The organism is Streptomyces sp. NPDC059989 (assembly GCF_042736975.1).
GTDB lineage: Bacteria > Actinomycetota > Actinomycetes > Streptomycetales > Streptomycetaceae > Streptomyces.
Map to the genome: position 1 here is coordinate 111994 of NZ_JBHWUO010000011.1, position 17658 is coordinate 129651.

A 17658-nucleotide genomic window follows, 5' to 3' on the forward strand; every position below is an offset into this window, starting at 1 on the left:
TCTTCGTTACTCCTTGTGGGAGAGGGCGCGGACGGTACGGGAGGGGCTGGGACGGCCCAGCTGTTCGGCCATCCACACGCTCGTGGCGGTGAGGGCGGCCAGATCGACCCCGGTCTCGATGCCGAGGCCGTCGAGCATCCACACCAGGTCCTCGGTCGCGAGGTTGCCCGTGGCGCTCTTCGCGTACGGGCATCCGCCGAGGCCGCCGGCGGACGCGTCGACGGTGGTCACGCCGTGCTGGAGCGCGGCGAGGGTGTTGGACAGGGCCTGGCCGTAGGTGTCGTGGAAGTGCACGCCGATGCGGTCGGTGCCGACGCCCGCCTCGTTGAGGCTGCTGAGCAGCTCCTGGACGTGGCCGGGGGTGGCGACGCCGATGGTGTCGCCGAGGCTCAGCTCGTCGCAGCCGAGGTCGAGCAGCGCCTGCGCGGTGCGGACGACCTGGTGGACGGGGACAGGGCCCTCCCAGGGGTCGCCGAAGCACATCGAGAGGTAGCCGCGGACGTGCGCCCTGCCCTCCTTGGCGCGGGCCACGACGGGCTCGAACATGGCGAGGGACTCGGCGACCGTGCGGTTGAGGTTGCGCAGGGCGAAGGTCTCGGTGGCCGAGCCGAAGACGGCGATACGGGTGGCCCCGAGGGCGAGGGCCCGGTCGAGGCCGCGCTCGTTGGGCACGAGCACGGGCAGCGCGGCTTCGATGTCGCCGAGCAGCGGGAAGAGCTGCTCGGCGTCGGCGAGCTGGGGGACCCACTTGGGGTGCACGAAGCTGGTGGCCTCGATGGTGGTGAGGCCGGCGGCGGCGAGGCGGTGGATGAACTCCGCCTTCACCTCCGTGGGTACGGCCGTCTTCTCGTTCTGCAGCCCGTCGCGGGCGCCGACCTCGTGGATCCGGACCCGGGGCGGCAGACCGGGGTCCGGGACGGTCATGGGCAGGCCGTTCATGCGGTCTTCTCCTCCTCGTCCGGGGTGACCACGGCCAGGACCTGGTCCATGGCGACGGTGGTGCCGGGGGTGACGTCGAGCTCGGTGACGGTCCCGGCGTGCGGGGCGGAGATGACGTGCTCCATCTTCATGGCCTCGACGACCAGCAGGCTCTGACCGGCGGTCACCTTGTCGCCGACGGCCACCTTGACGACGGTGACGGTGCCGGGCATGGGGGCGGCGAGGGTGTCGGCGCCGGTCCTTGTCCCGCCGCGAAGGTTCGCCTCTACGGGGTCGTACGTCTGGACGTGCCAGCTGTCCCCGTCGCGTCCGAGCCAGGTCCCCTCCGGGGAGGGGGCGTGGCTGAACCGGTGTGTGACGCCGTCGAGTTCGATGGTGACGGTGTCGGGGGTGCGGGTGATGATCCGGCCGCGGGCCGGTGCGCTGGGGCTCTGCCCCAGACCCCGCGCCTCAAACGCCGGCGAGGCTGGATCTGCCCCGGCGAGCCGAGTCTCGATGGTTACGGGGTCCTGGCCCGGGAGGCGGAAGTGGTGCACCGTCCAGGCGGGGGTACCGCCCAGGCGCCAGCCGTTGGCTGCGTCGAACGGGTCGACCCACGTTTTCAGCCCGTCCGGCGTTTGAGGACCGGGGTCTGGGGCGGAGCCCCCACGCGGCGGAGCCGCATATTCGGTACGCCGGGAAGGGGCGGGGTGGGGGACAGACAGCATTGCCGCCGCCGCGTACACCTCCGGCGGCACCGACTCCGGGAGGAGGGACGGGAGGTCGCGCTCGACCAGGCCCGTGTCCAGGTCGCCCGAGACCACGTCGGGGTGCGCCAGCAGGCGACGCAGGAAACCGGCGTTGGTCTGGACGCCCAGGATCACCGTGTCGGCAAGGGCCGCGCGCAGCATGCGCAAGGCAGAGGCCCGGTCCGGCCCGTGGACGATGACCTTCGACAGCATCGGGTCGTACGTCGACCCCACCGGCACGCCCGCCGTCAGGCCGGAGTCCGTACGGACCGCCCCGCCCGACGGCTCGGTCAGCGCCAGGACCGTACCGCCGGACGGCAGGAACCCCCGCGCCGGGTCCTCCGCGCACACGCGGGCCTCGATCGCGTGGCCCGTCAGGGTGACATCCGACTGCTTGAACCCAAGCGGCTCGCCCGCCGCCACCCGGAGTTGCAGCTCCACCAGGTCCAGGCCCGTGATCAGCTCCGTCACCGGGTGCTCGACCTGCAGGCGGGTGTTCATCTCCATGAAGAAGTACGAGGAGGGGTCCCCGCCCGGGACGATGAACTCCACCGTGCCCGCGCCGACGTACCCGCACGAGCGGGCCGCCTCCACCGCCGCCGCGCCCATCGCCGCACGCGTCTCCTCGTCCAGCAGGACGCTCGGCGCCTCCTCGATCACCTTCTGGTGCCGCCGCTGGAGCGAGCACTCGCGCTCGCCCAGGTGGACCACGTTTCCGTGCGCGTCCGCCAGCACCTGGATCTCGATGTGCCGCGGCCGGTCCACCCACCGCTCGACCAGCAGCGTGTCGTCGCCGAAGGACGACCGCGCCTCGCGGCGGGCCGCCGCGATCTCCTCGGCCAGCACGGCCGCGTCGCGGACCAGCCGCATGCCCTTGCCGCCGCCGCCCGCCGAGGGCTTCAGCAGCACCGGCATGCCGATCCCGGCCGCGGCCGAGGCCAGTTCGGCGTCGGACAGGCCGCTCCCGGACGAGCCGGGGACCACGGGCACGCCCGCCGCCTTCACCGTCTCCTTGGCCCGGATCTTGTCGCCCATCAGGGAGATCGCCGAAGCGGGCGGCCCGATGAAGGCCAGCCCGGCCTCGGCACAGGCCCGCGCGAAGGCCGCGTTTTCCGCGAGGAAGCCGTAGCCGGGGTGCACGGCCTCGGCGCCCGTCCGCCGGGCCGCGTCGAGGATCCGCTCCACGGACAGGTAGCTCTCGGCAGCCGCCGCCGGGCCGATCCGGACGGCCGTGTCGGCCTCCCGTACGTGACGGGCGTCCGCGTCCGCGTCGCTGAAGACGGCCACGGACCGCACCCCGAGCTCCCGCAGCGTGCGGATGACCCGGACCGCGATCTCGCCCCGGTTGGCGACCAGAACAGTGCTGAACATCGAAGAGGTCCTCACGTCACATACGGAAGATGCCGAAAGCGGAGTCGCCCAGCGGGGCGTTCGCGCACGCGGTCAGGGCCAGTCCCAGCACCTGCCGGGTCTCCATCGGGTCGATGACCCCGTCGTCCCACAGCCGGGCCGTGGCGTAGTAGGCGTTGCCCTGCTCCTCGTACTGCGCCCGGACCGGGGCCTTGAAGGCCTCCTCGTCCTCGGCCGGCCACTCCTGGCCCGCGCCCTCGATCTGGTCCCGCTTGACCGTGGCCAGGACGGAGGCCGCCTGCTCGCCGCCCATGACGGAGATCTTCGCGTTGGGCCACATCCACAGGAAGCGCGGCGAGTAGGCCCGGCCGCACATCGAGTAGTTGCCCGCGCCGTACGAGCCGCCGACCACCACGGTCAGCTTCGGGACCCGGGTGCAGGCGACCGCCGTGACCATCTTGGCGCCGTGCTTGGCGATGCCGCCCGCCTCGTAGTCCCGGCCGACCATGAAGCCCGAGATGTTCTGGAGGAAGAGGAGGGGGATGCCGCGCTGGTCGCACAGCTCGATGAAGTGGGCGCCCTTCTGGGCGGATTCGGAGAAGAGGATGCCGTTGTTGGCGACGATCCCGACCGGGTGCCCGTGGATCCGGGCGAAGCCGGTGACGAGCGTCTGCCCGAATTCCGACTTGAACTCCTGGAAGCGGGACCCGTCCACGATCCGCGCGATGATCTCGCGGGCGTCGTACGGGGTGCGGGAGTCGACGGGGACCGCGCCGTACAGGCCGTACGGGTCCACCTTGGGCTCCTCGGGAGCCTCGACCGACCAGGGCAGGGCCGCGCGCTCCGGCAGGGTCGCCACGATGTTCCGTACGATCCGCAGCGCGTGCGCGTCGTCCTCCGCGAGGTGGTCGGTGACGCCGGAGATCCGCGAGTGGACCTCGCCGCCGCCCAGCTCCTCGGCCGTGACCACCTCGCCGGTGGCGGCCTTCACCAGCGGCGGGCCGCCGAGGAAGATCGTGCCCTGGCCGCGGACGATGACGGCCTCGTCGCTCATGGCCGGGACGTACGCCCCGCCCGCCGTGCAGGAGCCGAGGACGGCGGCGATCTGCGGGATGCCGGCGCCCGACATGCGGGCCTGGTTGTAGAAGATGCGGCCGAAGTGCTCCCGGTCGGGGAAGACCTCGTCCTGCATGGGGAGGAAGGCGCCGCCCGAGTCGACCAGGTAGAGGCAGGGGAGACGGTTCTCCAGGGCCACCTCCTGGGCGCGCAGGTGCTTCTTCACGGTCATCGGGTAGTACGTGCCGCCCTTGACGGTGGCGTCGTTCGCGACGATGACGCACTCGCGGCCGCTGACCCGGCCGATGCCCGCGATGACCCCGGCGGCGGGGGCCGCGCCCCCGTACATCCCCTCGGCGGCCAGCGGGGCCAGCTCCAGGAAGGGGGATCCGGGGTCGAGGAGGGTGTCGACGCGGTCGCGCGGGAGGAGCTTCCCGCGGGCGGTGTGGCGGGCGCGGGCCTTCTCGCCTCCGCCGAGCCGGGCCGCGTCGAGCCGGGCCCGCAGACCCTCGGTGAGCTCGCGGTGGGCGGCCTCGTTGGTCCGCCAGGCCTCGGACGCCGGGTCCGCGGCGCTCGTCAGCACTGGTGCCTGCTGCATCGGTCGAGCTCCCTTGCTCGGTGCACGCTGTTAATGAGCGTTAACGCATGTACCGCCTAGGTTAACGACCGCTAACGGCCCTGTCTAGAATGGTTTCCCATGAGCACCAGAGCGGCCGCCCCGACCCGTCGCGAGCAGATCCTCAATGAGGCCGCCCGCCTCTTCGCCGCGCGCGGCTTCCACGGCGTCGGCGTCGACGAGATAGGGGCCGCGGTGGGCATCAGCGGCCCCGGCCTCTACCGGCACTTCGCGGGCAAGGACGCCATGCTCGCCGAGCTGCTCGTCGGCATCAGCGAACGGCTGCTGACCGGCGGCCGGCGCCGGGTGGAGGAGGCGGCGGGCGATTCGGCCCTGGTCCTGTCCTCCCTCATCGACGGGCACATCGACTTCGCGCTCGACGACCGGGCGCTGATCACCCTGCACGACCGGGAGCTCGACCGGCTGCGCGAGGCCGACCGCAAGCTCGTACGGCAGTTGCAGCGGCAGTACGTGGAGCTGTGGGTGGACGTCGTACGGGAACTGCACCCGGAGGTGGGCGAGGCGGAGGTACGGGTCTCCGTGCACGCGGTCTTCGGCCTGCTCAACTCCACCCCGCACCTGGCGGCCCTGGGGCGGGAGGCGACGGAGTCGCTGCTCCGGCGGCTCGCGCACGGGGCGTTCGGGGCGCTGTCGGGGTGAGCCGGCGCGTCCGCAAGCTGGAATGGACGAGGCGCCTCCGCCCGGGCGGCGGCAGAATGGCCCGCATGCCGAAGCCGATAGAGACGCCGAGCCGAGCCGAACTCATCGACCACCTGGTCCGCACGCGGATCGCGGGGCAGGTCGCCACCCCGCGGGAGAACAACCTCTCCCACTACAGGAAGCTCGCCAACGGCGACCGGCACTACTGGCTCGGCCTGGAACTGGGCGACCGGTGGACCGACGAGCAGGACGTCCTGGCGGTGATGGCCGAGCGCGTCGGCGTCGTGGACGATCCCTCGCACCGGGCCGGCCAGGACACGATCGACCCGGAGCTGACCGTGGCCGGCCTGGACCGGATGGCGGCGCGGCTGCGGAAGGCGGCGATGGACCGGCAGAGCGTGCTGCTGGCCACCGGGCACCCGGGCGGGCTGCTGGACGTCCACCGGGCCACGGCGGACGCCCTGCGCGCGGCGGGCTGCGAGATCGTCGTCATCCCGGCCGGGCTGACGGCCGACGAGGGCTCGGTGTGGCAGTTCGCGGACGTGGCCGTACTGGAACGGGGTGCGACGCTGTGGCACACGCATTCGCCGGAGCCGATGGCCGCGATCCTGGACGGGCTGGCCGCGGCGGGCCGCCCCCAGCCGGACCTCGTCGTCGCCGACCACGGCTGGGCGGGCTGCGCGGCCCAGCGGGGCCTGGACGCGGTGGGCTACGCCGACTGCAACGACCCGGCGCTCTTCCTCGGCGAGGCGGAGGGCACCCTCCAGGTGGCGGTCCCCCTGGACGACCACGTCCGCGACCCGCGGTTCTACGACCCGGTGGTGGCCTACCTGTTGGCCACGGCGGGCCTGCGGGGCGTCGCGTAGCGGGTGCGGCGCCGTTGCCGGGGCTCCGCCCCGGACCCTCCCCCAGACTCCGTCCGGGGGGACCCCCACGCCTCAAACGCCGGCGAGGCTGGATTTGGCCGCCCTCAGCTTGCAAGTGCGCGTAGCGCCACCTTGCGCCCAGGCGGGCTGGATTGACCGCAGGGCAATTCCAGCCCCGCCGGCGTTTGAGGCGCGGGGCTGGGGCGGAGCCCCAGGCGGCGGCGCCGCAGCTGATGTCGCAGGCTCCGGGCCCTGTCAGTGGGAGCCGCTACGGTCCCCGCCATGAGCGATGCCCCGAATCCGCTGTCCGCGCTGGGATCCTTCCCGGGGCTGCCCGCTGGGAGTCTGGTCAGCCGGCCCAGGAGACGCAGGCTCCGCCGGCCCAGGCCCGAGCCGTTGCTGTGGCTCTCCGACGAGCCCGTCGACGCCCCGGCGGCCTCCTACCCGGTGCCCGCCGGGTTGCAGGCCGTGCTGTTCCACGACCGGCCCGGACCGGAGGGCTGGTGGAGCACCGGAGCCCTGGACCCGGCCCGGGCGTCCGACCCCGACGACCACGACGCCGAGTCGGTCCTGCCGGACTTCTGGCGAGCGGTGATCCCGGACCCGGAGGAGGGGGAGGAGGGCGAGGAGCTGATCGCCCCCTTCGGGAGGGACTGGCCGGGCCTCGCCCCGGCCGGGACACCGACCGGGACCGCGGACGCGGACGCGGCGGCCGACGGACTCGCCGGCGCGCTCATCCGGGACGGCCGGCTGGGCCGCCCCCGGCTGGCCCTGGTCCCCGCCCGGCGGGGCGCCGACGTACCCGCCGTGCTCGGCTGGTCCGGCCCCCTCAACCACGAGACCGACACGGCCAGGATCAGCGCCGTGCTGCGCTCCTGGGAGGACCGCTACGGCGCCCGCGTCCTCGCCCTCGGCTTCGACCGCCTCGATCTGTACGTCCAGGCCCCGCCCCGAACGCTCGCCGAGGCCCTGACCCTGGCCGCGGAGCACTTCGCGTTCTGCCCGGACAACGTCTGGCAGGGCTCGGGCACCGTCAGCGCCTACGCCGAGGAGGCGGTGGCCGGCTCGGCGCACTGGTCGTTCTGGTGGGATTAGGGAGCGGCCGCGTCATCCGCGGGGAACGCGTACGACACCCTCCTGGATGACGGTCACGGCCAGCCGGCCGTCCTGCGTCCAGATCCGCGCCTGCCCCAGACCCCGCCCGGCGGCCGCCGACGGCGACTCCTGGTCGTACAGCAGCCACTCGTCGGCGCGGAACGGCCGGTGGAACCACATCGCGTGGTCCAGCGAGGCGCCGACCACGTCACCCACCGCCCAGCCGCCCCGGCCGTGCGCGAGCAGTACCGAGTCCAGCAGGGTCATGTCGGAGACGTAGGTGGCCAGGCAGGTGTGCAGCAGGGGGTCGTCGCCCTCCAGCTTGCCGGCCGTGCGGAACCACACCTGCGAGCGCGGTTCCACCGGCTCGCCGACGCTGCCCCAGGGCGGGGTCGTGGCGTACCGCAGGTCCACCGCCTCGCGCGTCTCGATCAGCCGCTCCACCGTGCCCGGGTCGCGGAAGATCTCCCGGTACGCGGGCAGGGACTCGGCCGCCGTGGGCAGGGACTCCGGGTCCGGGGCCGACGGCATCGCGACCTGGTGGTCGAGGCCTTCCTCGTACTTCTGGAAGGACGCGGAGAGGTGGAAGATCGGCTGGCCGTGCTGGACGGCGACGACCCGGCGCGTGGTGAAGGAGCGCCCGTCGCGGATCCGGTCCACCGAGTAGACGATCGGCGCGCTCGTGTCCCCGGTGCGCAGGAAGTACGAGTGCAGCGAGTGCGCGGTGCGGTCCGAGGGAACGGTCCGGCCGGCCGCGACCAGCGCCTGGGCCGCGACCTGACCGCCGAAGACGCGCGGTACCAGGGAAGGCCGGCTGGTACCGCGGAAGATGTTCTCCTCGATCTGCTCCAGGTCGAGCAGATCGAGGAGCGACGTCAGTGCCTCGTTCATGGGGGAAGGGTAAGTGCCTTAACGGACTTACAGGCCCATGGACTTGGCGATGATCGACTTCATGACCTCGCTGGTGCCGCCGTAGATGCGGTTCACGCGGTTGTCGGCGTACAGACGGGCGATCGGGTACTCGTTCATGTAGCCGTAGCCGCCGTGCAGCTGGAGGCACTTGTCGATCACGCGGTGCGCGACCTCGGTGTTGAAGAGCTTCGCGGAGGCGGCCTCGGCGGCGGTCAGCTCGCCGGCGTCCAGGGCCTCCAGGGCGCGGTCGGCGACGGCCTCGGCGGCGTCCACCTCGGCCTGGCAGGCGGCCAGTTCGAACTTGGTGTTCTGGAAGTGCGCGACCGGCTTGCCGAAGACGGTGCGCTCCGTCACGTACTGCTGGGCGAACCGGATGGCGGCCTTGGCCTGCGCGTACGCGCCGAAGGCGATGCCCCAGCGCTCCGAGGGCAGGTTGGCGCCGAGGTAGTAGAAGCCCTTGTTCTCCTCGCCGAGCAGGTCCTCGACCGGCACCTTCACGTCGACGAACGCCAGCTCGGCGGTGTCGGAGGTGCGCAGGCCGAGCTTGTCCAGCTTGCGGCCGATCGAGTAGCCCTCGGACTTGGTGTCCACGGCGAAGAGGGAGATGCCGAAGCGGCGGTCCTCGGCGCTCGGGGCGGAGGTGCGGGCGCAGACGATCACGCGGTCGGCGTGCACGCCACCGGTGATGAAGGTCTTGGCGCCGTTGAGGACGTAGTGGGTGCCGTCCTCGGAGAGCTTGGCGGTGGTCTTCATGCCCGCGACGTCGGAGCCGGTGCCCGGCTCGGTCATCGCCAGCGCCCACATCTCCTCACCGGAGACGAACTTCGGCAGGAAGCGCTTCTTCTGCTCGTCGTCGGCCAGCATCTTGATGTAGGGCAGGGCGAGCAGCACGTGCACGCCGGAGCCGCCGAAGTTCACGCCCGCGCGCGAGGTCTCTTCGTAGAGGACGGCCTCGAACTTGTGCGTGTCCAGGCCCGCGCCGCCGAACTCCTCGGGGACGTTGATCCCGAAGATGCCCAGCTCGCCGAGCTTGTAGTAGAACTCGCGCGGCGCCTGGCCGGCGGCGAACCACTCGTCGTAGACGGGGACGACCTCGGCCTCGATGAAGGCGCGGATGGTCTCCCGGAACGCCTCGTGGTCCTCGTTGAATACGGTACGGCGCACGAGCCGCCTCCTTGATCCCTGGTCCGCCAGTCTATGCCTAAGCGCTTGCTCATAGCTAAGTTACCCGGCAGTTACTCCGGCTGTCCAGGGCGTGTGACGCACCCCCGGAAACCTTTCTGCGCCCGGCCCGCAGGCGGCCCGTCCGCAGGGCGACCCGGCCAATGGCGACTGGCCGGATACCCCCTTCTGAAGCCACCCGTCCCCAGCTTGACTCGTTCCTCCGGCCCTCGTCCCGACAGAACAGGAACCCGCATGCTCAGGAGGACGTTGTTCAGGAGGCTGTCAGGCCTTGCGGCCGCCATGGCGGTCACCACGGCGCTCGGCGCGGGCACGGTCCACGCCGCGGAGCAGGAGCCCCGGCAGGAGAAGCGCGTCCACAACGCGATGCAGATCGCCTTCGACCCCGCCCGGCCCGACGCCTTCTGCACCATCGGGGCCGTCGGCAACGACGACTACGGTCGGAAGATCGCCATCTCGGCCGGGCACTGCCTCAACGACCCCGCCTACGCCGACCGCGAGATCCGCGAGGACATCGCCCCCGTCTACCACCGGCAGGACATCGGCTACGGGCCCATCGGGTACGTCCGCTGGTTCAAGGACCCGGAGGGTTCCATGACGGGACACCTCACCAAGGACTACATGGTCATCGAGCTGGTGCCGAGCGTGACGCCCTCCTCCCAGGGGCCGCACCTGAAGCAGACCGGGGTGCTGGAGGTGCCCGGCGGGACGCCCAGCCCCAACGCCCTCAGCCCCGCGCTGAACAGCGAGCGGCTGCTCGGCGCGGCCTGGTTCAACAACAACGAGCTGGTGGTCTCCGGTCAGCTGGGCGTCTGGTACGGCCGGATCACCAACAACGACCGGGGCGTCTACCAGGCCCACCCCCAGCACAAGGCGGGTGACTCGGGCGGACCCACCATCTGGCACGTGCCGGGTTCGGCCTACCCCTCCGAAGCCAACGGCTTCCAGGCCCAGGGGCCCTGGGCGGGCATCACCAAGGGCATGATCATCTCGTACCCCCTGTACGTGTACACCAGCTCGGCGAACATCCTGGCCGACCTGCGCGCCCGCGACGAGGCGGACCCCGCCGACGTCTTCGGCGCCGGCTTCGAGGTGACGACCAACCCCTAGCGCCCAGAGCTCAGCGCTAGTGCTGTGACCGGAAAGGTTCACCGGGTCGCGGTGCCCGGCACGGCACCTCGCCGCGTTGTCGGACCACGCAAGTACGTCCAGTACGAGGCGCGGTCCTCCGCCTTGCGATGCACCGCACCGGACACCGCGACCCGGCAAACCTTCCCGGCCACAGCACTAGGGCAGCCGGCGCAGCGCGAACCACAGGTCCATCCGGGTGTCCGGGTCGTCCAGGTCGGCGCCCAGCAGGCCGGCGGCCCGGGCGATGCGCTGGCGGACGGTGTTGCGGTGGACGCCGAGCGCGGCGGCGCTGCGGTCCCAGCTGCCGTGGTGGGCCAGCCAGGCGCGCAGGGTCTCCCGGAGGGCGGGGGAGAGCGGGCCGAGCAGGGCCTCGGCGTGGGCGCGGGCCTCGGCCTCGCCGACCAGGCCCGCGAAGCCGGGGTCCCGGTGCCGGGCGAGCGGGGTACGGGCCGCCTCGGCCCGCTCCAGGGCCCGCCCGGCCTGCGCGTCGGCGCCGGCCAGGGCCTCGGGCGCGGCCGCGGCGCTCACCCCCAGCCGCCAGCCGGGCTGCGCCCCGGGCTCCCGGTCGGTGAGCAGCCGTACGACCGGCCCGCGCGGGTCCAGCAGTACGGTGCCCAGCGCGCCGGCGAGGGCCTGCGGGTCGCCGGCGCCCCGGGCGTGCACGGCGTACCAGGGCCCGGGGGCGAGGGCCCCGGCCGGATCGCCGTCGAGCAGCAGCCGGGTGAGGGCGGCCGCCTCCGTCCCGGCGGGGCGGCTCGCGGTGAGCAGGGTGAGCAGCACGGCGGCGGCGGAGGCGATGGTGTGGTCGCCGGGGGCCCGGGCCGGGGTGGCGAGGGCGAGCACCCGGCCCCCGCCCACCGCGTAGGCGGCCAGGTTGGTCCCGGCCAAGGTGTCGGTGGCGGTCGCCGCGGAACCGGGCGCCACGCGCTGTGCGAGCGCCTCCAGGGCGCCCCGAAGCTCCACCCCCGGCTCGGCCCCGGCGGCGGCGATGGCGGCGGCGATGGCGGGGCGGGGTGCGCCGGGGGCCGTACGGGCCGTACCGGCGCGGCCCGGTTCGGCGGGCGGAGACGGTTCCGGTGCGAGCAGGCCCGCCCAGCCGCCCAGGCTCCCCGCCAGGCGGGAGAGTACGGCCGCGACCGGGTCCGGCCGGCCGGCCGCGGCAGCCAGCGACTGCTGGGCCTCGGTCACCCGGCGGAGCTCCCGGGTCCGGGCCTCCGCCATCAGCCGCCACACCGTCCGGGCAACCGCCGTGAAGGGGGTTCCGGGCGGCACCTCCACCAGGGGCAGCCCGTGGCGGTCGCAGGCGTCCACCAAGGCCTCCGGCACGGTCTCGTGCACCGGGGTCACCCCGAACCCGACCGCGGCCACCCCCGCCCGCACCAGCCGGGCGACGTACTCCCCGGGGTCCGTCCCGTCCCGCGCCGGCCCCGGGCCCCCGCTTCCGCCGTGGCCCGCGCCCGCGTCCGCGCCCGCGAGGTCCGCCTGCGCGAGGTCCGCCCCCGCGAGGTCCGCGCCCGCCGTCAGCAGCAGCTCCCCGCCCAGCAGGTACGGCGACGGATCCGCCATCTCGGAGGCGTGCACCCCGTGCACCTCCGCCTCGGCGGCCCCCGCCAGGTGCCGCAGGCCCAGCTCCCGGTCGGCGAGCAGCGCGCCGAGGGCGACCGGCGGGGTGGGCGGGGCCTCCATGGATACTCCGTACACATCAGGGGATGCTCTGTGGATAAAACGTACACTTCGCGGCCCGGAGGTGTCGGCTTACGCTCGAAACACCGCACCAGTAGGAACCCGCAGTACCTCCAGAAGGGCACCCCCCATGAGCACGCAGCCGCGCGGCCCCGTCGACTCCTCCCGCATCCCGCGCTACGCGGGCCCTGCGACCTTCGCCCGCCTGCCGCGCCTCGACGAGGTCGGTTCCGCCGACGTCGCCGTCGTCGGTGTGCCCTTCGACTCCGGCGTCTCCTACCGCCCCGGCGCCCGCTTCGGCGGCAACGCCATCCGCGAGGCCTCGCGCCTGCTGCGCCCGTACAACCCGGCCCAGGACGCCTCCCCCTTCGCCCTCGCCCAGGTCGCGGACGCCGGTGACATCGCCGTCAACCCGTTCAACATCAACGAGGCCGTGGAGACGGTCGAGGCCGCGGCCGACGAGCTGCTCGGCGCCGGCTCCCGCCTGATGACCCTCGGCGGCGACCACACCATCGCCCTGCCCCTGCTGCGTTCCGTCGCCAAGAAGCACGGCCCGGTCGCCCTCCTCCACTTCGACGCGCACCTGGACACCTGGGACACGTACTTCGGCGCCGAGTACACGCACGGCACCCCGTTCCGCCGCGCCGTCGAGGAGGGCATCCTCGACACCGAAGCGCTGTCCCACGTCGGTACCCGCGGCCCGCTGTACGGCAAGCAGGACCTGGACGACGACGCCAAGATGGGCTTCGGCATCGTCACCTCTGCGGACGTCTACCGGCGCGGCGCCGACGAGGTCGCGGACCAGCTGCGCCAGCGCATCGGCGACCGCCCGCTGTACATCTCCATCGACATCGACGTGCTGGACCCGGCGCACGCGCCCGGCACCGGCACCCCGGAGGCGGGCGGCATGACCTCCCGCGAGCTGCTGGAGATCATCCGCGGCCTGTCCTCCTGCAACCTCGTTTCCGCCGACGTCGTCGAGGTCGCCCCGGCGTACGATCACGCCGAGATCACCTCGGTCGCGGCCTCGCACACCGCGTACGAGCTCACCACGATCATGAGCCGTCAGATCGCTGCGGCGAAGGCGAAGGGCATCTAAGCACCGTGACGCACGACCACGACCTGGTACTCCGTCCCACCGAAGCCCAGACGGCGGCCGCACTGGCGCCACCGCCGGGGCGGACGGGCGGGGACCTGGTCGTGGAAACGCTGCGCTCACTCGGCGCCACCACCGTCTTCGGGCTGCCCGGCCAGCACGCGCTCGGCATCTTCGACGCGGTCGGCCGCTCGGACCTGCGCCTCGTCACCCTCCGGGTGGAGAACAACGCGGGCTTCGCGGCGGACGCGTACGGCCGCCTCACCGGCGAGGCCACGCCCCTGCTGCTGTCGACGGGACCGGGCGCCCTGACGGCCCTGCCGGCCCTGCAGGAGGCGGCCGCGGCATCCGCCCCCGTCCTGGCCATCTCCTCCCAGGTCCCGGTGGTGGGCCTGGGCGGCGGCCGCCGCGGTCACCTGCACGAGCTGCGCGACCAGTCCGCCTCCTTCCGGGACGTGGTCAAGTCCGTCCACGTGGCCCGCACCCCCTCCCAGATCCCCTCGGTGGTCGCCGAGGCCTGGGAGTCGGCCCTCACCGTGCCGCACGGCCCGGTCTGGGTGGAGATCCCGGAGGACGTGATCCGCGCCGAGACCTTCATCCCGCAGGTCACGGGCATGGACGCGACCCCGCACGAGCTCGCCCCGCGCCCGGAGCTGACGGCGGTGGCGGCCCACTGGCTGTCCTCCGCCGCCCGCCCGGTGATCATCGCGGGCGGCGGAGTCATCCGCTCGGACGCGGCGGGCAAGCTGAAGCAGCTGGCGGAGCGCCTGAGCGCCCCGGTGGTCACCACCTTCGGCGGCAAGGGCGCCTTCCCCTGGACCCACCCGCTCTCCCTCCAGTCCTGGCTGGAGGACCGCCACATGACGGGCTTCCTGGAGGACGCGGACGTCCTGCTGGTGGTCGGCTCGGGCCTGGGCGAACTCAGCTCCAACTACCACACGTTCTTCCCGACCGGCCGGGTCGTCCAGATCGAGGCGGACCTCGGCAAGCTGGAGTCCAACCACTCGGCCCTGGGCATCCACGCGGACGCCCGCCTCGCCCTCCAGGCCCTGCTGGAGACGGTCTCGGAACGCGAGGACCCGCAGGCCCCCGAGCGCGTCCGCCTGCTCCTCGCCGCCATCGAGGACCGCCTCGCCTCCCAGAACCTGGCCCTGGAGCAGCAGCTCCTGACCTCGATCCGTGCGGCCCTCCCCGCACGCTCCCCGTCCTTCTGGGACATGACGATCCTGTCCTACTGGGCGTGGTCGGCCTTCGACGCGAAGCACCCCAACACCATGCACTCGGCCCAGGGCGCGGGCGGCCTCGGCTACGCCTTCCCGGCGGCCCTAGGCGCCTGCGTGGCCGAGCCCGGCACCCCGGTCCTGGCCGTCTCCGGCGACGGCGGCGCGATGTACTCCCTCGCGGAACTGGCCACGGCCCGGCAGCACGACCTGGACGTCACCTGGCTGATCGTGGACGACGGCGGCTACGGCATCCTGCGCGCGTACGGCACCGAGACCGGTACGGACCTGCTCTGCCCCGACTTCGTGGCGCTGGCGCAGTCCTTCGGCGTCCCGGCCGCCACCACCACCCCGGCCACCCTCCGCGAGGACCTCGCCAAATCCCTTGCCCAGCCGGGCCCCTCCGTACTGGTCCTGGCGGCCAACCTTCACATGTTCGCCCCAACACACGGTCAGTGACATGAACGCGGCTGGTTAGGGTGGCTGTGATCAGGTTCGGGGCGGAGTACGAGGGGGAGCAGTGTCGTTCGAGCAGGAGTGGGCCAGTCAGAAGCAGGCCACGGTCGAGGGTCCGTCGCCGCAGATGCGACTGAACCAGCTCCCCGCCGACCAAGGCGGCTCCTCGGCGCCGGGCACCGGGCCGGGCGTCTTCGCGACGGCCCCGCCCGAGAAGAAGAAGGCGGCCAACACCATCGAGAACGTCCTGCAGCCCGGTACGACGAAGGCCGCGGACGCGGCCGACGAGCCGACGAAGAACGCCGTCAAGGCCTTCACCGGCTGGGAGACGGCGGCAGGACTCACGAAGGCGCACACGCACTGGGACGACCAGGTGAAGCGCCTGATGGGACGGCTGAACTCGGAGAAGACGGCACTGCGCGGCGCGTCGAACCTGTTCACCGGAAACGACCAGCTGACGGGCCAGAGCTTCCAGCCGGTCCAGTCGTCCAAGGTCGCGGGACTCTAAGGGAGCGGGGGAGACATGCCGAATTACCACGAGGTCATGACCACGGACCTGTCCGCGCTCACCACGGCCGCGGACGGCTGGAAGTCGATGGCAACGCAGTTCAAGACGATGGAGGACGTGTACGAGAAGGAGGTGCAGAGCGTCTCCAAGGGCAACGGCTGGCAGGGCAGCAGCGCCAACGTGTCCGCCAACAACTCCACCATCACGCGCAACGAGTTCGACGCGGCCCAGACGGAGGCCCTGGCCATGGAGTCGCTGCTCCGTGACGCCTTCGCCCGGTTCACGGAGCTCAAGGGCAAGGTGACCTCCGCCGTCGCGGACGCCGTCACCGCCGGCATGAAGGTCTCGGACGCCGGCATCGCCAGCTACGACTTCAGCAAGTGCGACCCGGCCTCCGCGAACGCGATCCGCCACGATCCCGACCTCCCGGAGGTCGAGCGGTCCTGGACGAGCCGGATCGCGGACACGGTCAAGGCGATCACGGAATTCGACGCGGACGTCAAAACGGCCCTGCTGAACGCCTCGGGGGCCGACGGCACCTCGATGTTCGGCTTCAACTCCAAGCCGGTCAACGACGTCGAGGCCGTTGAGGCGCTCGCGCTCACCCAGAAGATCCGTGACGGCAAGGCCTCTCCTGAGGAACTGCAGCACTACAACGACCTCCTGAAGCAGAACTCCGGGGACAAGCACTTCAGCGAGGCGTACCTGAACTCGCTGGGCCCGAAGGACACCCTGCTGCTGGCCGACCAGATGAACCTGGCCTCCAACGACCGCGGTGTGTCGGCCGGCGACAAGAAGCTCTACGAATCGATCAGCTCCGGCCTCGCCGGGACGATCGCCTCGGGCACCAAGGACCCGGAGAGCTACGCCTACAAGCCCTTCGTCAACGGGCTCAAGGAGCTGGGCGACGACAACATCGCCAAGGGCGCGCGGCCGATGTACGGGTACCAGGCCCTCGTGACCCTGATGGGCAACGGGGACGGCTACGGCAAGCAGTTCCTCAACGACATCGGCGACGGCATGATCGAGGCCGAGAAGTCGAAGCCGTACATGTACAACCACGCGTACGACGCGGCCCGCCCGAACCTGGTCGCCGACCCACTGGACGGCCTGCTCGGCATCATGGCCAAAGACCCGGCCTCGGCCGAGTTCTTCCTCGACCCCGAGGCGCCCGGCAACAAGAACAACCACCTCGACTACATGCTCACCGACCGGGACTGGCAGGACGAGTGGCTCTCGGGCGGCTACGGCCCGCCCCTGGACATGGAGAACCCGAACAAGGCCGGCGGCCTGGGCGCGGCCATCCAGGCCGCGGCCACGGGTCACGTGGACGGCGAGAAGCTGGGCGAGCCGGGTCCGCACACCGAGGGCCAGGCCCGGGTGATGCACAACGCCATCCGCCTGCTGGACGGCGAGATGGACGGCGACAAGTTCCCGGAGGATCTGGAGAACATCCGCCAGCCGATGGCGAAGGCGCTGGTCGACTACGTCGGCGACACGCACGAGATCCTCGGCGGCCAGAACTCCGACCTGGGCGGCATCAAGGGCAGCGACTCCATCCACGGCTCGGGCGACAAGTCCCAGATCGCGGTCGGCCAGGGCAGCCTGGTCCGCGTGATGCGCGGCATCGCGGACGACGGCCCGGCCTACGCCCTGATGGTCGAGGCGGAGCGGGGGTACTCGGCCGACCTGCTGGCCACCGCCGGCCCGCAGAAGGGCGACGGAGTGAACGCGGACTGGGACAACCGCGCACACGACATCGGCGCGGCGACCGGTGCGCTCAACGCCATCGGCGCCGATGTCTACAAGGACAAGGAAGACGACAAGGTCAAGTGGGCGGAAGGCACGGCCGAATACTCGGCCGCCGGCGTGAACGGTCTCATCGGCGAGATCCCGGTCGTGGGCACGCTCGGAGGCTCGCTGATCGACACCGTCAAGTACGACTGGGTGGAGGGCGTCAAGGATGAGGCCGAGAGCCAAGGAAAGAAGGACTCCAGCAACAACTACGCGGCCGGTATGGAGAGCACCAATCAGCTCTTCGATGCCTGGGGGAAGGAACGGCAGATCAGCGACAACCCCGGCTTCGACCATGCCAAGGACATGTCGAACACCGGCTACACGACCGGACGGGACGCCGCCCGCTCGCACCTCCGGTCCTGA

Annotated in this window: 14 protein-coding genes; 8 read left to right on the plus strand and 6 right to left on the minus strand. The window is 72.2% G+C overall.

The window, feature by feature from the left end:
- Positions 1-6 precede the first annotated feature (6 nt).
- Genes ACFWBN_RS12590 through ACFWBN_RS12600 form a run of 3 tightly spaced genes read right to left on the minus strand, consistent with a single transcriptional unit; the run spans position 7 to position 4671 of the window.
- The gene (locus tag ACFWBN_RS12590; RefSeq protein WP_385174908.1) at positions 7-939 is read right to left on the minus strand and encodes a hydroxymethylglutaryl-CoA lyase; all 933 of its coding nucleotides are present in this window, start codon (positions 937-939) and stop codon (positions 7-9) included.
- Positions 936-3038, minus strand: a complete 2103-nt coding sequence (locus ACFWBN_RS12595) for an acetyl-CoA carboxylase biotin carboxylase subunit (protein WP_385174911.1) — start codon at positions 3036-3038, stop codon at positions 936-938. Before ACFWBN_RS12595 ends, ACFWBN_RS12590 begins: the two co-directional genes overlap by 4 nt.
- A gap of 16 nt (positions 3039-3054) precedes the next feature.
- Positions 3055-4671 (minus strand): carboxyl transferase domain-containing protein, encoded by a 1617-nt coding sequence (locus ACFWBN_RS12600; RefSeq protein ID WP_385174914.1) that lies wholly within the window; start codon positions 4669-4671, stop codon positions 3055-3057.
- Between the two features lie 99 nt (positions 4672-4770).
- On the opposite strand from ACFWBN_RS12600, the gene ACFWBN_RS12605 reads away from it, so the two are divergent.
- The 3 genes from ACFWBN_RS12605 to ACFWBN_RS12615 all read left to right on the plus strand — a co-directional run bounded on the left by ACFWBN_RS12605 (position 4771) and on the right by ACFWBN_RS12615 (position 7310).
- A complete protein-coding gene (locus tag ACFWBN_RS12605; protein WP_385174918.1) occupies positions 4771-5349 on the plus strand; it encodes a TetR/AcrR family transcriptional regulator in 579 nt (192 codons plus the stop codon).
- 56 nt (positions 5350-5405) lie between these two features.
- Positions 5406-6215, plus strand: a complete 810-nt coding sequence (locus ACFWBN_RS12610; RefSeq protein WP_385174921.1) for a phosphatase — start codon at positions 5406-5408, stop codon at positions 6213-6215.
- A 282-nt stretch (positions 6216-6497) separates the two neighbouring features.
- On the plus strand, positions 6498-7310 hold the full coding sequence (locus ACFWBN_RS12615) for a DUF4253 domain-containing protein (RefSeq protein WP_385174924.1): 813 nt from the start codon (positions 6498-6500) through the stop codon (positions 7308-7310).
- 12 nt (positions 7311-7322) lie between these two features.
- On the opposite strand, the gene tesB is transcribed toward ACFWBN_RS12615, so the two are convergent.
- Positions 7323-8201, minus strand: a complete 879-nt coding sequence (gene tesB / locus ACFWBN_RS12620) for an acyl-CoA thioesterase II (RefSeq protein ID WP_385174927.1) — start codon at positions 8199-8201, stop codon at positions 7323-7325.
- Positions 8202-8228: 27 nt separating this feature from the next.
- Positions 8229-9386 (minus strand): acyl-CoA dehydrogenase family protein, encoded by a 1158-nt coding sequence (locus tag ACFWBN_RS12625; protein ID WP_385174930.1) that lies wholly within the window; start codon positions 9384-9386, stop codon positions 8229-8231.
- Positions 9387-9638: 252 nt separating this feature from the next.
- Between ACFWBN_RS12625 and ACFWBN_RS12630 the strand changes: the two genes are divergently transcribed.
- Complete coding sequence (locus ACFWBN_RS12630; protein ID WP_385174932.1) at positions 9639-10514, plus strand: hypothetical protein; 876 nt, start codon at positions 9639-9641, stop codon at positions 10512-10514.
- A gap of 177 nt (positions 10515-10691) precedes the next feature.
- On the opposite strand, the gene ACFWBN_RS12635 is transcribed toward ACFWBN_RS12630, so the two are convergent.
- Positions 10692-12221, minus strand: a complete 1530-nt coding sequence (locus ACFWBN_RS12635) for a PucR family transcriptional regulator (RefSeq protein ID WP_385174935.1) — start codon at positions 12219-12221, stop codon at positions 10692-10694.
- Positions 12222-12348: 127 nt separating this feature from the next.
- Between ACFWBN_RS12635 and speB the strand changes: the two genes are divergently transcribed.
- The 4 genes from speB (at position 12349) to ACFWBN_RS12655 (ending at position 17658) form a co-directional block, all read left to right on the plus strand.
- Complete coding sequence (gene speB, locus ACFWBN_RS12640) at positions 12349-13317, plus strand: agmatinase (protein WP_385174938.1); 969 nt, start codon at positions 12349-12351, stop codon at positions 13315-13317.
- Positions 13318-13322: 5 nt separating this feature from the next.
- Positions 13323-14993, plus strand: a complete 1671-nt coding sequence (locus ACFWBN_RS12645) for a thiamine pyrophosphate-binding protein (RefSeq protein WP_385174941.1) — start codon at positions 13323-13325, stop codon at positions 14991-14993.
- Positions 14994-15054: 61 nt separating this feature from the next.
- A complete protein-coding gene (locus ACFWBN_RS12650) occupies positions 15055-15498 on the plus strand; it encodes a hypothetical protein (RefSeq protein WP_385174944.1) in 444 nt (147 codons plus the stop codon).
- A gap of 15 nt (positions 15499-15513) precedes the next feature.
- On the plus strand, positions 15514-17658 hold the full coding sequence (locus ACFWBN_RS12655) for a hypothetical protein (RefSeq protein ID WP_385174947.1): 2145 nt from the start codon (positions 15514-15516) through the stop codon (positions 17656-17658).